General features: G+C 62.9%; 12 protein-coding genes. 5 read left to right on the top strand and 7 right to left on the bottom strand.

The genetic code is table 11. The annotated features are described in order from the left end of the window. The first annotated feature begins 193 nt into the window (after positions 1-193). Positions 194-1,081 carry a LysR substrate-binding domain-containing protein gene (locus LHFGNBLO_RS30690; protein WP_413774657.1) on the top strand — a complete coding sequence of 296 codons (888 nt, stop codon included), beginning with the start codon at positions 194-196 and terminating at the stop codon, positions 1,079-1,081. An 80-nt stretch (positions 1,082-1,161) separates the two neighbouring features. Here the strand turns inward: LHFGNBLO_RS30690 and LHFGNBLO_RS30685 are convergent, their stop codons facing one another. The 4 genes from LHFGNBLO_RS30685 to thrC are packed head-to-tail and all read right to left on the bottom strand — an operon-like array spanning position 1,162 to position 7,370. Continuing rightward, a complete protein-coding gene (locus LHFGNBLO_RS30685) occupies positions 1,162-4,050 on the bottom strand; it encodes an EAL domain-containing protein (RefSeq protein WP_258603594.1) in 2,889 nt (962 codons plus the stop codon). Between the two features lie 3 nt (positions 4,051-4,053). After that, positions 4,054-4,650 carry a GNAT family N-acetyltransferase gene (locus tag LHFGNBLO_RS30680; protein ID WP_258603592.1) on the bottom strand — a complete coding sequence of 199 codons (597 nt, stop codon included), beginning with the start codon at positions 4,648-4,650 and terminating at the stop codon, positions 4,054-4,056. Between the two features lie 15 nt (positions 4,651-4,665). Then, positions 4,666-5,958, bottom strand: coding sequence for a M16 family metallopeptidase (locus LHFGNBLO_RS30675; RefSeq protein ID WP_258603591.1), 1,293 nt, complete (start codon positions 5,956-5,958; stop codon positions 4,666-4,668). Positions 5,959-5,972: 14 nt separating this feature from the next. Beyond that, positions 5,973-7,370: a threonine synthase gene (gene thrC / locus LHFGNBLO_RS30670; RefSeq protein WP_258603589.1), complete on the bottom strand. Its 1,398-nt coding sequence runs from the start codon at positions 7,368-7,370 to the stop codon at positions 5,973-5,975. A gap of 128 nt (positions 7,371-7,498) precedes the next feature. Here thrC and LHFGNBLO_RS30665 point away from each other — a divergent pair, with 128 nt between their 5' ends. Next, positions 7,499-8,260, top strand: a complete 762-nt coding sequence (locus tag LHFGNBLO_RS30665; RefSeq protein ID WP_258603587.1) for a hypothetical protein — start codon at positions 7,499-7,501, stop codon at positions 8,258-8,260. A 49-nt stretch (positions 8,261-8,309) separates the two neighbouring features. On the opposite strand, the gene LHFGNBLO_RS30660 is transcribed toward LHFGNBLO_RS30665, so the two are convergent. Continuing rightward, positions 8,310-8,999, bottom strand: a complete 690-nt coding sequence (locus LHFGNBLO_RS30660; protein WP_258603585.1) for an HAD family hydrolase — start codon at positions 8,997-8,999, stop codon at positions 8,310-8,312. Positions 9,000-9,174: 175 nt separating this feature from the next. Here LHFGNBLO_RS30660 and LHFGNBLO_RS30655 point away from each other — a divergent pair, with 175 nt between their 5' ends. After that, positions 9,175-10,308: a site-specific DNA-methyltransferase gene (locus tag LHFGNBLO_RS30655; RefSeq protein WP_258603583.1), complete on the top strand. Its 1,134-nt coding sequence runs from the start codon at positions 9,175-9,177 to the stop codon at positions 10,306-10,308. Positions 10,309-10,370: 62 nt separating this feature from the next. Here the strand turns inward: LHFGNBLO_RS30655 and LHFGNBLO_RS30650 are convergent, their stop codons facing one another. Together LHFGNBLO_RS30650 and mutY are read right to left on the bottom strand one after the other, a co-directional pair. Then, entirely contained in the window at positions 10,371-10,982 is a 612-nt protein-coding gene (locus LHFGNBLO_RS30650) for an HAD family hydrolase (protein WP_258603581.1), read from the bottom strand. Next, positions 10,975-12,189 (bottom strand): A/G-specific adenine glycosylase, encoded by a 1,215-nt coding sequence (mutY, locus tag LHFGNBLO_RS30645; RefSeq protein ID WP_258603580.1) that lies wholly within the window; start codon positions 12,187-12,189, stop codon positions 10,975-10,977. The genes LHFGNBLO_RS30650 and mutY overlap by 8 nt, the downstream gene beginning before the upstream one ends. A 40-nt stretch (positions 12,190-12,229) precedes the next feature. On the opposite strand from mutY, the gene LHFGNBLO_RS30640 reads away from it, so the two are divergent. Further along, positions 12,230-12,727: a DUF721 domain-containing protein gene (locus LHFGNBLO_RS30640; RefSeq protein WP_258603579.1), complete on the top strand. Its 498-nt coding sequence runs from the start codon at positions 12,230-12,232 to the stop codon at positions 12,725-12,727. A 133-nt stretch (positions 12,728-12,860) separates the two neighbouring features. Next, positions 12,861-13,604 (top strand): DsbA family protein, encoded by a 744-nt coding sequence (locus tag LHFGNBLO_RS30635; protein ID WP_258603578.1) that lies wholly within the window; start codon positions 12,861-12,863, stop codon positions 13,602-13,604. Positions 13,605-13,681 lie beyond the last annotated feature (77 nt).

The raw sequence follows: 13,681 nt of genomic DNA, 5'->3' as shown, positions 1-13,681 counted from the left end.
GCATCTCGACAAAGCCGTCCGAGAGCGACCAGACGCGCCAGGCGCCCGCAGTGCAGCCAAGGACATTGTCGCTGCGGAATGTCACGATCATAAGGGACCTCAATCTACCGTTGCTGATCGAAACCTAGGACAGAGTCGCTTATGAGGATAGGCCTGTTGCGTAGCAAGGCGTCATGAGCAATATTCATAAATCATGAGAAACGAACTGAACGAGCTCGCTACGTTCGCGATGGTCGCCCGGGAACGAAGCTTTACACGAGCTGCGGCGAAGCTAGGCGTGTCTCAGTCCGCGCTGAGCCACACCATCCGCGGGCTTGAGCAGCGGCTCGAGTTACGGCTTCTCGCTCGAACGACGAAGAGCGTCGCGCCAACCGCTGCAGGGGCCGCGCTCTTGAAAGATTTGTCCCCGGCGCTTGAGCAAATCGCTGCTGCCCTTGAAGGAGCGCGAAGCCTCCAGCGCCGACCCGCGGGCCGCCTTCGGATTGTGATGTCACGCTCGGCCGCCGTAATGGTATTGCTGCCACGGCTCACGGCATTCGCTGAGGCCTACCCTGACATCGTTCTCGATGTTGTCACCGAGACAGGCCCTGTCGACCTCGTTGCCGGCGAGTTCGATGCCGGTATTCAGCTCGGCGAGTACCTTCAGAAGGACATGATCGCGGTGCGTGTCACGCCGCAGTTGCGACTGGCTGTTGTTGGATCGCCTGACTATTTCTCGTCACGAGGCATTCCGCAAAAGCCGAAGGATCTCGATGATCATCGATGCATAGCCCTGCGTCTTCCGGGCGGTCCACATCGGTGGGAGTTCGAGCGTGCGCGAAAGTCGGTCACGGTCAGCGTCAGCGGTCCGCTCGTAGTCGACGACACTCACCTGGTGATTCAGGCGGCGCTCGCTGGCGTTGGTCTCGGTCTCGCCTATGAAGAACAGGTCGCGGAGTATATCGCAGAGCGACGGCTTATCCGCGTCCTGGAGGAATGGACGCCGCCAATTCCCGGCTTTTTCCTGTACTATCCCAGTCGTCAGCTTCAGCCAGCGGCGCTGTCTGCATTGGTGAACGCGCTGCGACTCTCGCAACGATAGTCGGTGCGCGACGGGCGAGATGTCGAAGGCCCTCCAATCACTTGCCTGGAAGCGGTCGGTCGCGACGAAATGATGGGCCTTCAGGCCTGAGCAAGCGGGTACTGTTCCTTCAGCGTCTTCAGCACATGGTCGGCGGGCATCGGCGCGCCGAACATGAAGCTCTGCACATACTCGCAGCCCATCTGGCGCAGCTCCAGCGCGTCGCTTTCGTCCGAAATACCCTCGGCCACCACCGAGAGACCCAGTTCATGCGCCATGTTGACCATGGATTTGAGCAGCACCGCGCGCTTCGGCGTCGTGTCGTCGACGAAGCTCTTGTCGATCTTGATGGTGTCGAAGGGGAAACGCGTCAGATAGGCCAGTGACGAATAGCCGGTGCCGAAATCGTCCAGCGACAGACCGATGCCGAGCTGCTTCAGCTTGTTCAGCACGTGGGTTGTCTGCTCCGGATTGTCCATCACCAGCGATTCGGTGAGTTCGAGGCGGAAGCAGCGCGGCTTCAGATTGGCCCGCGCGATGACCGAGCGGACATCGCTGACCAGATCGCGGCGGATCAGTTGACGGCTGGACAGATTGACCGAAACCGACAGCGGCGTGTCGCCGATCTGTTTTTGCCATCCCGCGAGGTCTTCCGCCGCTTGCTGCATGGCGAACAGGCCAAGCTGCACGATCAGCCCGCAGCTTTCGGCGACCGGGATGAAATCCCCCGGTGGGATCATGCCGCGACGCGGATGGTCCCAGCGCAACAGCGCCTCGAAGCCGGCAATGCTGCCGTCCTCCAGCCGCACGATTGGCTGGTAGGCGAGCGTGAACTCGCGCCGCTCGATGGCGCGACGCAGGTCGGACTCGAACTGCAACCGGTCGGTGCCGACGGTGCGGAAGGCGGGCCGGAACGGCTCGATCCGGTCGCCGCCGAAACGCTTGGCCTGGTGCATGGCCAGCTCGGCGTCCTTGACCATGTCCTCGGCCGAGGTCTGCGCCGAAGTCCAGGTGATCAGCCCGATCGAGGCGGTCAGCACGATCTCGCGCTTGGCGAAGGTGATCGGGTTGTTGATCGCATGCTTGATGGCATCGGCGACGCCGGCGATGCGGGCCGGGTCCTGCTCCGACAACAGCATCAGCGCGAACTGGTCGCCGGCAAAGCGCGACAGCGAATCCTTGGGCTTGAGCAGCCGGTGCAGCCGGCGCGCGATGGTCAAGAGGATGGTGTCGCCGGCCGAAATGCCGAGCCCGTCATTGACCTGCTTGAAGCGGTCGATGTCGATGACGAAGACGGTGGGGCGCACCTTCTCTTCGGTGCGGGCGATCGAGATGATCGCCTCCAGCCGGTTCATCAGCAATTCGCGGTTGGGCAGGCCGGTCAGATTGTCGTGCACGGCGTCGTGCAGCAGCCGTTCCTCGGACTTCTTCTGCTCCGTCACGTCGACCATGGTGCCGACGCAGCGAATGACCTCGCCGTCCGACCCGATCACCGGGCGGGCGCGCAACGCAAACCAGTGGTAGTGGCCGTCGGCGCCGCGTAGGCGGAAATTCTGCGACACCCGGCCACGCCGGTGTTCCAGCACGACGTCGAGCGTGGTGCGGAACGTGTCGCGGTCGTCGGCGTGCAGCACCGGCAGCCAATTGCGCGCAGCACCGCCAAGGCTGTTGGGCGCCAAGCCAAGCTGGATGCTGACGTCCGGCTTGGTGACGACGCGGTCGCGCAGCACGTCCCAGTCCCACACGGTATCGCCCGAGCCGGCGACGGCCAGCGCCTGCCGCTCGAGATCGGAAAACAGGCCCTGATGCAGTGCGCCACCGGCAAAGGCATGCTGCATCACGGTGAAGCCGATCAACAGGATGATCAGGATCAGCCCGCCGCCCAGCGCCGGCTGGGCGATGTCGTTGTCGAGCATGCCGGTGATCGCCATCCACGACCCGCATAGCCATAGCAGCACCATCACCCAACTGGGCACCAGCATGATGGCGCGGTCATAACCACGAATCCCGAGGAAGATGATCAGGCCAAGCCCGGTCAGCGCGGTGGCGGCGAAGGAAATCCTGGCGATGCCGGCGGCGACCGCCGGATCGATGATGGCGACGCCGGCGATGAGCACCAGTCCGAGGATCCAGACCAGCGCGCCGTAGCTGAAATGGCCGTGCCATCGGTTGAGGTTGAGATAGGCAAACAGGAACACCACGAAGGTCGCCGCCAGCGCCACCTCGGTTCCGGCCCGCCACATCTGCTCGTTGCCGGGCGATATTTCTATGACCTTGTTGAGAAAGCCGAAATCGACGCAGATATAGGCGAGCACCGCCCAGGCGAGCGCTGCCGTTGCCGGAAACATCGACGTTCCCTTGACGACGAAAAGGATGGTCAGGAACAGCGCCAGAAGGCCGGCAATGCCGATGACGATGCCGCGAAACAGCGTGTAGGAATTGACCGAGTCCTTGTAGGATTCGGGGTCCCACAGATAGACCTGCGGCAATTTGGGCGAGGCCAGCTCGGCAATGAAGGTGATCACCGTTCCGGGGTTCAGCGTCACCCGGAACACGTCGGCGTCGGGGCTGGTCTGGCGGTCGAGCGCGAAGCCCTCGCTGGGCGTGATCGCGGCAATGCGGGTCGAGCCGAGATCCGGCCAGAAGATGCCGGAATTCACCAGCCGGAAATGCGGTGCGACGATCAGCCGGTCGAGCTGCTGGTCGGTGGTGTTGGCAAGCGCGAACACCGCCCAGTCGCCGGTCGAGCGCGCGTCGTTGGCCTCGACCTCGATGCGTCGCACGATGCCGTCCGGCCCGGGCGCGGTCGAAACCTGGAAGTTCTCACCCTGGTTCCGGTAGATTTCGACGGCGCCTGAAAGGTCGAGCGCGACGTCGTCGCGGGCAATCTTGATCGGTTCGACGGCGAAGGCCGAGGACGCCGCGCAGAGCGTGACGATTGCCGCCAGAACAAAGGCCAACAGCGACCCGTTTCGCAGGATATTCGTCAAAAATCAGCCCTTCGTTCCAACGTCCGGCGGATCGTCCGCGATTCGGGCGTAGAGGTAATGATCCTGCCAGATGCCGTTGATCCTGAGATAGGATCGCAGAAGTCCTTCGCGCCGGAATCCGGCTTTTTCAAGCACGCGGATCGACCGGGCGTTGTCGGGAATACAGGCAGCTTCGATCCGGTGCAACCTCAGCGTATCGAAGGCGAAGCGGCAGACCACCTTGACTGCATCGGTCATCAGGCCGTGGCCGCCAAAGCGCTCGCCGATCCAGTAGCCGACATGCCCGCTTTGCGCGACGCCATGGCGGATGTTGCCAAGTGTGATGCCGCCGGCAAGCTTGCCGCTGCTCTTCTCGAAGATGAAGAAGGCTATCGCCGTTCCCTGCGCATAATCTTCCCGGTAGCGGCTGATGCGAAGCCGCCATGCCGTGCGGTCGAGCTCGTCGGGCGTCCAGCGCGGCTCCCACGGCTCCAGGAAACCGCGGCTTTCGCCGCGCAGCACCGACCACTCGCGGTAGTCGTTAGTCAACGGCACGCGCAGCGTGACCCGGTCGCCCTTCAGTGCCGGCAGGTCACGGCGAAAGAAAGGGAGCGCGAACACAACGCTTGGACAGGTTTAGACGGCGAGCTTGCGGGCCGTGGTCTGCGTGCCCGAGAGCGAGTCGAGTATCGACTCGTAAGGCGCAAGCGTACCCACCGGTCCGACAGCAGTGAGCGTCGGCTTGGTCGAAAACAGCCGCGACGACAGGTCGGTCAGCCGCTCGATCGTCAGCGCCGACAGCCGCTCCATCAGCTCCTCCTTGGCGATCGGCCGGCCGAACAAGAGCAATTGCCGGGCGATCTGCGAGGCGCGGCTGGCCGGGCTTTCGGCGGACATGATCAGCCCGGCGCGGTATTGCGCGCGCGCCCGGTCGAGTTCCTCCTGCAGGATGTTTTCACCGACCTTCTGCAATTCGTCGATGATGACCGGCACCAGTTCGGCAATGTCGCTCTGCCCGGTCGCGGCGTGAACGCCGAATATGCCGGTATCGGAAAAGCCCCAGTGGAAGGCATAGACCGAATAGCACAGGCCGCGTTTTTCGCGGACCTCCTGGAACAGCCGCGACGACATGCCGCCGCCAAGGATCATCGACAGAACCTGCGAGGCGTAGAAGTCGCGCACATGATAGGCGCGGCCTTCGAACCCCAGCACGATCTGCGCGTCCATCAGGTCGCGGTCCTCGCGGAAATCGCCACCGACATACTGCGCATATTGCGGCATCGTGCTGTCGGACTTGCTGCGGAAGCCGCCGAGATGCTTCTCGACCTCGCGCACGAAATTGTCATGCTTGATGTCGCCCGCGGCCACGATCACCATGCGCTCGGCGCCGTATTGCCGTTCGATGAAGTCATGCAACTGCTTGGAAGTGAAGGATTTGACCGTTTCCGGCGTGCCGAGGATGGAGCGGCCGATCGTCTGGTGGCGGAAGGCGGTCTCGGTGAAACGGTCGAAGACGATGTCGTCCGGCGTATCGTGCGCGGCGCCGATCTCCTGCAGGATCACATGCTGCTCGCGTTCCAGTTCCTGAGGGTCGAATTCGGACTCCTGCAGGATGTCGGAGAGGATATCGACCGCCAGCGGCACGTCGTCGCTCAGCACCCTTGCGTAATAGGAGGTGGTCTCGACGCTGGTGGCGGCATTGATCTCGCCGCCGACATCCTCGATTTCCGAGGCGATCTCGAAGGCGGTTCGCCGTTTCGTTCCCTTGAACGCCATGTGCTCAAGCAGATGGGCCATTCCGTGCTCGTCGTCACGCTCATTGCGGGCGCCTGACTTGACCCAGGCACCAAGGGCAACGGATTCGAGACTTGGAAGGGTTTCGGTGGCGACTGTCAGGCCGTTCGACAGACGGCTTACCTCAACACCCATATGGCTAGTACTCCCTAACGCGCCGCCCGCGTGTGGCGGCCGACGTAATCTTCCACCATTTTCAGGTCGGATGGAAGTACCGTGTATTTTTCGTCGGCTGTCATCAACCCGTCAAGCCATGCAGGCAGGGCGGGCGACACGCCGCTGGCGGCTTCGACAGCGGCTGGAAACTTTGCCGGATGGGCGGTGCCCAGCACCACCATCGGCACTGCACCACTGGTCTTGCCGGCAGCAACATGCACGGCCGCGGCCGTGTGCGGGTCGAGCAGATAGTTGCTGGTGGCCAGCATCGAGCGGATCGTGGCGGCGACTTCGTCCATGGTCGAACGGCCGGCGTCGAATTCGGAGCGAATCTTTGCGATTTCGCCCGCTTCGATGGTGAAGGCGCCGGACTGTTTGAGGCCGTTCATGTAGCGCCGCACCGTTGCCGCGTCACGGCCGGCGGCCTCGAACAGCAGCCGCTCGAAATTCGACGAGACCTGGATGTCCATCGACGGCGAGGTCGTCGCGAAGACACCCTTCATGCGGTATTCGCCGGTCGCCAGCGTGCGCGCCAGAATGTCGTTGTCGTTGGTGGCGATGATCAGCCGCTCGATCGGCAGCCCCATCTGCTTGGCGGCGTAGCCGGCGAAGATATCGCCGAAATTGCCGGTCGGCACGGCGAAGGAGATAGGCCGGTCAGGGGCACCGAGCGACAGCGCCGACGAGAAGTAGTAGACGATCTGGGCCATGATTCGGGCCCAGTTGATCGAATTGACCCCGGACAGCGACACCCGGTCGCGAAAGGCGTGATCGTTGAACATGTCCTTCAGCAGGCCCTGGCAATCGTCGAAATTGCCCTCGATCGCCAGCGCGTGGACGTTTGCGGCGGTCGACGTCGTCATCTGCCGCTGCTGTACCGGCGAGACGCGGCCATGCGGGAACAGGATGAAGATATCTGTGCGGTTGCGCCCGGCAAAGGCATCGATGGCAGCCCCGCCGGTGTCGCCTGATGTGGCACCGACGATGGTGGCGCGCTGGTCGCGCTCGGCCAGCACATGGTCCAGCAACCGCGCGAGAAGCTGCATCGCCACATCCTTGAAGGCCAGTGTCGGGCCGTGGAAGAGCTCCAGGACGAAGGTGTTCGAGCCGGTCTGCACCAGCGGACAGACGGCGTCATGACGGAAGGTCGCGTAGGCTTCGCGCACCAGCCGTTCGAAGACCGGCATCTCGATCTCGCCGCCGAGAAACGGCGACAGCACGCGGATGGCGAGATCGGGATAGGCCAGGCCGCGCATGGCGCGGAGTTCGGCCGCGGAGAACTGCGGCCAGCTGCCTGGCACGTAAAGCCCGCCATCGCGCGCCAGTCCCGCCAGCACCGCGTCGGAAAATCCAAGCACGGGCGCTTCCCCGCGGGTACTCACATATTGCATCGTCACACTTCCGTTACAGCCGGGCATTTGCGCCGCGACAAGGTGGTTAATTTCTGTGCGGGCTCAGTCGCATTTTTGCCGCGCGGTTGATATACGTCACCAGCTTTGCGAGAGGGAAGTGCAGTTTCATGGCGTTTTATTCGTTCAACCGTCGCCCATCCAACGGTCGCTTTGTCGCGGGTCTGGCGCTCACCGGCTTTATGCTTGCCGCCGCCGGTTGCCAATCGAGCGACAATGGCATTCTCGGCCTTGGCAAGAAGGACACGACGCCACCGCCGCCGCAGGATCCCAAGATTCTGTCCAGCCAGTTGCTGGCCTACTGCCCGAAGGTGACGCTGCGCGACGGCACGGCCTTCTTCAGCACCTACGCCAAGGGCGGCCAGAAACCCAGGAAGAAAACCGACGCTGCCGAGGCGGCTCAGGCGGCGCCGGACGGGACCATCGTCGACCCGGACAAAGATCCGACGAAGATCATTTACCAGGCCTCGATCACCGATGTGACCCGCGACTGCAGCCGTGCCAACGGCCAGTTGACGATGAAGATCGCCGTTGCCGGCAAGGTCGTGCCGGGGCCGATGTTCGCCCCCGGCACCATCAACATGCCGATCCGAGTCGCGGTGATGCACGGCACGGAAGTCCTTTATTCGCAGCTTCACCCGTATCAGATCCAGGTTAGCGACCCCTCGACCGCCACGCAGTTCGTCTATACCGACTCCAACGTCGTCGTCCCCGAGCCCACCGCGCAGGACTACCAGGCCTTTGCCGGCTATGACGAAGGCGCACCGAAGGCGGTGACGGACAAGCCGAAGAAGAAGTCGGGCAAGAAGAAAGTCAAAGCCGCTCCTCCTCCTCCTACCGATGACGATACGACCCTGATCCCGCGAGGCTAGAGCAGTTCGGCGATTCGCATTCGTGTCGTGCGCCAGCAGGGCGCGGCTCTCAGGCGTCCGCCGACCATTCCGACAAGGCGGCTATCACGCTTTTCAGCTCGGCCCAGCGGCGGATGACCGTTTCGGCGCCGGCCTCGGTCAGCACGTCGGCATGGCCGGGATAGCTGTGCGACGCTCCGGTAAAGCCGATCACGCGCATGCCCGCCGCCCTGGCACCGGCAACGCCATGCACGGAATCCTCGATGACGAAAGTGTTGGCCGGATTGGCGTTGAGCTTTTCTGCCGCAACCAGGAACACATCTGGGGCCGGTTTGGTTTTCCTGGTCGGAATTTCGAGTGCTGAAAAAATCCGGCCGGCAAAAAACGGCAGCAATTGCACCTTCTCCAGCATGAATTCGATCCGCTGGGAGCGCGAATTCGAGCAGATGCAGCGCGGCACGGTTACCGCGGCGACCGCCTCGCGCACGCCGTCGATGGCGCTCACATCGCTGCGCAACTTGCGGTCGACCAGGTCTTCGGCGCGGTCGATCAGCGAGGCCTGGAACGGGATGCGGGATTTTTCCTCGACCCGTATCATGATGTCCTTGAAGGTCAGCCCGGCATAGGTCTCCGAGATCTCCTCGGGCGATATCTCAAATCCAGCCGAAGTCAAAAGCTCGGCTTCGATGCGTGCGGCGATGATTTCGGAATCGACGAGAACGCCGTCGCAATCGAAGATGACAAGGTCGGGCTGGGGCATGGTGATCCGGTACAAGGGAGGAGGCAAAGGCCCCAAGGGGACCCGGGAAGGCTCAGGCGGCGCGGCATACACCAACAGGCCGGGCTTCGCAAATTCGGCCAGCCTTCACTGAATATTTACGCTGATCGGTAACCATAACGGAGAGTAAACAGCAACGCGTGTCTTGGGTGTAACAATGTCTGCCGTGCGTCTTCTCGACGAGCTTTCCCACACTCCCCAGCAATCCGAATGGCTGGATACGATCCTGAAGGGCGATTGCGTCGCCGCACTCGACCGGCTGCCCGAAAAATCCATCGACGTGATCTTCGCCGATCCGCCCTACAATCTGCAACTCGACGGCGATCTGCACCGGCCCGACCAGTCCAAGGTCGATGCCGTCGACGACGACTGGGACCAGTTCGAGAGCTTTGAAGCCTACGACGCCTTCACCCGCGCCTGGTTGCTGGCGGCGCGGCGCGTGCTGAAGCCCAATGGCACCATCTGGGTCATCGGCTCCTATCACAATATTTTCAGGGTCGGCGCCAAGATGCAGGATCTCGGCTTCTGGATCCTGAACGATGTCGTCTGGCGCAAGACCAATCCGATGCCGAATTTCCGCGGCCGCCGCTTCCAGAACGCCCATGAGACGATGATCTGGGCCTCGCGCGACCAGAAGGGTAAGGGTTACACCTTCAACTACGAGGCGATGAAGGCATCGAACGACGACATCCAGATGCGTTCCGACTGGCTGTTTCCGATCTGCACCGGCGGCGAGCGCTTGAAGAACGACAATGGCGACAAGCTGCACCCGACGCAGAAGCCGGAAGCGCTGCTTGCCCGCATCATGATGGCCTCGACCAAGCCCGGCGATATCGTGCTCGATCCCTTCTTCGGGTCCGGCACCACCGGCGCGGTGGCAAAACGCCTCGGCCGCCATTTTGTCGGCATCGAGCGCGAACAGGCCTATATCGACGCCGCCAACGAGCGCATCGACGCAGTGCGGCCGCTGGAGGGCGCCGATCTGACCGTGCTTACCGGCAAGCGCGCCGAGCCGCGCGTAGCGTTTGTCAGCCTCATCGACACCGGCTTGATGACCCCTGGCGCCACGCTTTACGACGCCAAGAAGCGCTGGGCGGCCAAGGTGCGCGCCGACGGCACGGTGGCGATCGGCGACAGCGCCGGCTCGATCCACAAGATCGGCGCCGAAGTGCAGGGGCTGGACGCCTGCAACGGCTGGACCTTCTGGCACTATGAGCGCAGCGGCGGCCTGACCCCGATCGACGAGCTTCGCCGCATCGCCCGCCTCGGCATGGAGCGGGCAGGGGCATAGACCATGATCCCGAAAAGTGGGAACCGGTTTTCGGAAAAGATCATGGTCAAATAGGTTCTAGATCAGACCTTGATCCCCAGACGCTCGAGATCCGCCTCGAGCGTTTTTGCGTCGGTGAACAGCACGGCCTGCCAGCCGGCCGCCCTGGCGCCGTCGACATTCTTCTGGCTGTCATCGATGAACAGGGTGGCCGATGGTTCGAGGCCGAAGGCGGCGACGTGGTGGTCGTAGATGGCGCGGTCCGGCTTGATCTGGCGGATGTCGGCCGACACCGTCACACCGCGCGGCCGGTTGAGAAAATCGAAACGCTGCCGGGCTTCGGCAAGCGTATCGGCGGCAAAATTGGTCAGCATGGTCACGTCGTGACCGGTCTCGATCAGGCCGACCATGATGGTGACGGTGTCGTCATAGGCATGTGGCACCATTTCGTGCCAGTGACGGCGGAAATTGCGAATGTTTTCAGCATGATCGGGATACGCCGCGATGGCTAGAGCCTCGGCCTCCTCCCAGGTCCGTCCGCGGTCCTGCTCGATGTTCCAGTCATGCGTGCAGACATTGTCGAAAAACCACTTTCTCTCTTCGGCATCCGGAATGAGGCGGCTGAACGGAATGTCAGGGTCATAGTGGATCAGCACTCTTCCGATGTCGAAAACGATGTGGCGGATTTCAGTCATGCGGGCCTCTTGCAGTGCGTTGCGACGGCTTTTTCGTTGCGCCGGGTATCGCAGCCTCGATCGCCTTTTTCATGACAGTCGGCAACGCCTCGCCCGAAATGTCCGATGGCAGCGACCAGAAATGGCCGGCCGGCGTGTCGTCATTCACATGCGCATGAAAGACGTCGAGTTCGAGCGCGAAATGGGTGAAGACATGCGCAATCTGGCCGGCACGCCGCCAGTTGGCGGGGAAGGGGGCTGCCGCGTCGGTGGTCGCGCCGTCGATCCGTGCGGTCCAGCCGGTCGTCGGCACCTCGGTCATGCCGCCGAGCAGGCCTTTCTCCTGGCGCTTGCGCAAGAGGATGGCGCCGTCGGCTCGCACGGCAATGAAGGCTGCGCCGCGCCGCAATGGTTTGTCGCTCTTCGGCAAGCGGACCGGGAAGCGTTCGGGGTCGCCCGATACAGTCGCGCTGCAATCCTCGCGCAGCGGGCAGAGCATGCAGCGCGGCCGTCGCGGCGTGCAGATCGTAGCGCCCAGATCCATCATCGCCTGGGCGAAGTCGCCCGGCCTTGTCTGCGGGACCATGCGTTCGACATAGGTGCGTATCTCGGCCTTGGCCTCGCTCAGCGGCGTGGCGATCGAAAACAATCTGGAGATGACGCGCTCGACATTTCCGTCGACCACCGCGGCGGGTTTGTCGAAGGCGATCGCGGCAATCGCCGCCGCCGTGTAGACGCCTATCCCCGGCAATTCCCGCAAACCAGCTTCCGTTTCGGGAAATCGGCCGCCTCGAAGTGCCACGAGATCGGCGCAGGCCTTGAGATTGCGCGCTCGGGAGTAGTAGCCGAGCCCGGCCCAGGCCTTCATGACGTCCTCGGTCTGTGCCTCGGCGAGTGCGTTTACATCAGGCCATTTCTCGACAAAGGCGCGGAAATAGGCCTTTACCGCCTCGACCGTGGTCTGCTGCAGCATGACCTCGGACAGCCAGACGCGGTAGGGATCGGGCCGCTCACCGCCCGTCAGGGCGCGCGGCGGAATGCGCCACGGCAACTCGCGGTGGTGCACGTCGTACCAGCCAAGCAGGCGGGAGGCGATCCCGGAGGCGGCTTTGCCGCTCTCCCCGGATGCAGCCTTGCTATCCCCGGAGGCGGCTTTGCCGCTCTCCCCGGGTGCAGCCTTGCCGCTCTCCCGTGATGCGGCCTTGCGGGTCTGGTCGTGCAGTGCCATTGATCGGAAACTGGCCTTGGGTCATGACTGGAGAACGCACATGGCAGGGAAAAGGCCCTTCGGCAATCCTGTTCCGGTGAGCGATCTTGCAACCGCAATTCTCGATCCGGTGCTGCGTAAGCGGGCCGGCATTTCGATCGGGCTCGTCCAATCATGGGAAGAGATAGCCGGTCCGCGGCTCGCCGGCCACTCGCGCCCTGAAAAGATCCAGTGGCCGCGCCGCATGCATGAGGATGACCCGTTCGAGCCGGCGGTTCTGGTCATCGCCTGCGAGGGCATGGCCGCGCTCCATCTGCAGCACGAAACCGGCGAGATCATCAACCGGGTCAACGCCTTCCTCGGCTTCAACGCCATTGGCCGGATCAGGATCGTGCAGAAGCCGGTGACGGCGGACAAAGGCCGGCCCAAACCAAGCTTCAGGCCGCTGACCGCGGCTGAGAAGGCAAAACTGTCAGGCACTGTCGGGCTGATCGAGGATGACGGATTGCGGGCCTCGCTGGAGCGGCTCGGCGCCACCATTCTTGGCGAAAGGAAGTGACAATCTCGCGCATTCGTGATTATGCGCATCGAGTTTGGCGATTGGAATGGGGATGGCTATGCCTTAATTCGCGCCAACTCTCGCCTTTTCTAGCCTTTGCATTGCAAAATCCAACCATAGTCAGGTGATTCGCATGAACCGTGCCCAGTTCGACAAAAGCTTGTCTCGCCGAACAATCCTGTCCTCGCTGGCCGCCGTTCCGGCGGTGGTTCTGCTCGCCGCATGCAGCGACTCCGGCGAGGAAGCCAAGGCGGAAGATGTGAAGCCTGCGGCTCCCGCCGCTCCGGCGGCCCCGGCCGCGCCGGCCGCTGTGCAGGCGCCGGAATCCACGGGTGCGGTTGATATGACGGCACTGCTCAAGCCGGGCGCACTGCCAGACATGCAGTTGGGCAAGGACGACGCCAAGGTCACCATCGTCGAATATGCCTCGATGACCTGCCCGCATTGCGCGCATTTCGCCGCAACCACCTTCCCGGAGCTGAAGACGAAATACATCGACACCGGCAAGGCCCGCTACATCCTGCGCGAATTTCCCTTCGATCCCAGCGCCGAGGCCGGTTTCATGCTGGCGCGCTGCGCCAAGGATAACTATTTCCCCATGGTGGACGTGCTGTTCAAACAGCAGGCGAACTGGGTGGGTGTGAACAATACCAAGGACGCGCTGCTGCAAATCTCGAAGCTCGCCGGTTTTACACAGGAGTCCTTCGAGGCCTGCTTGACGGACCAGAAACTTCTGGACGATGTGAGATCGGTCCAGAAGCGCGGCTCCGACGAATTCAAGGTCGACTCGACGCCGACCTTCTTCATCAATGGAAAGACCTACAAAGGGGCGCTGTCGATTGCGGAAATATCGGCCATCATCGACCCCCTGCTCTGACGTTTCGGCAGCGCCGAAGCGGCTGCGCTTCGGCGTGCGCGCCTCTTTGTCTTGCCGTGGGTTCTCTTCGCAAAACC

Origin of the sequence: Mesorhizobium sp. AR10 (assembly GCF_024746795.1) — a bacterium.
GTDB lineage: Bacteria > Pseudomonadota > Alphaproteobacteria > Rhizobiales > Rhizobiaceae > Mesorhizobium.
The sequence above is the reverse complement of the archived record's forward strand: the minus strand, read 5'-3'. Positions and strand labels throughout refer to the sequence as shown.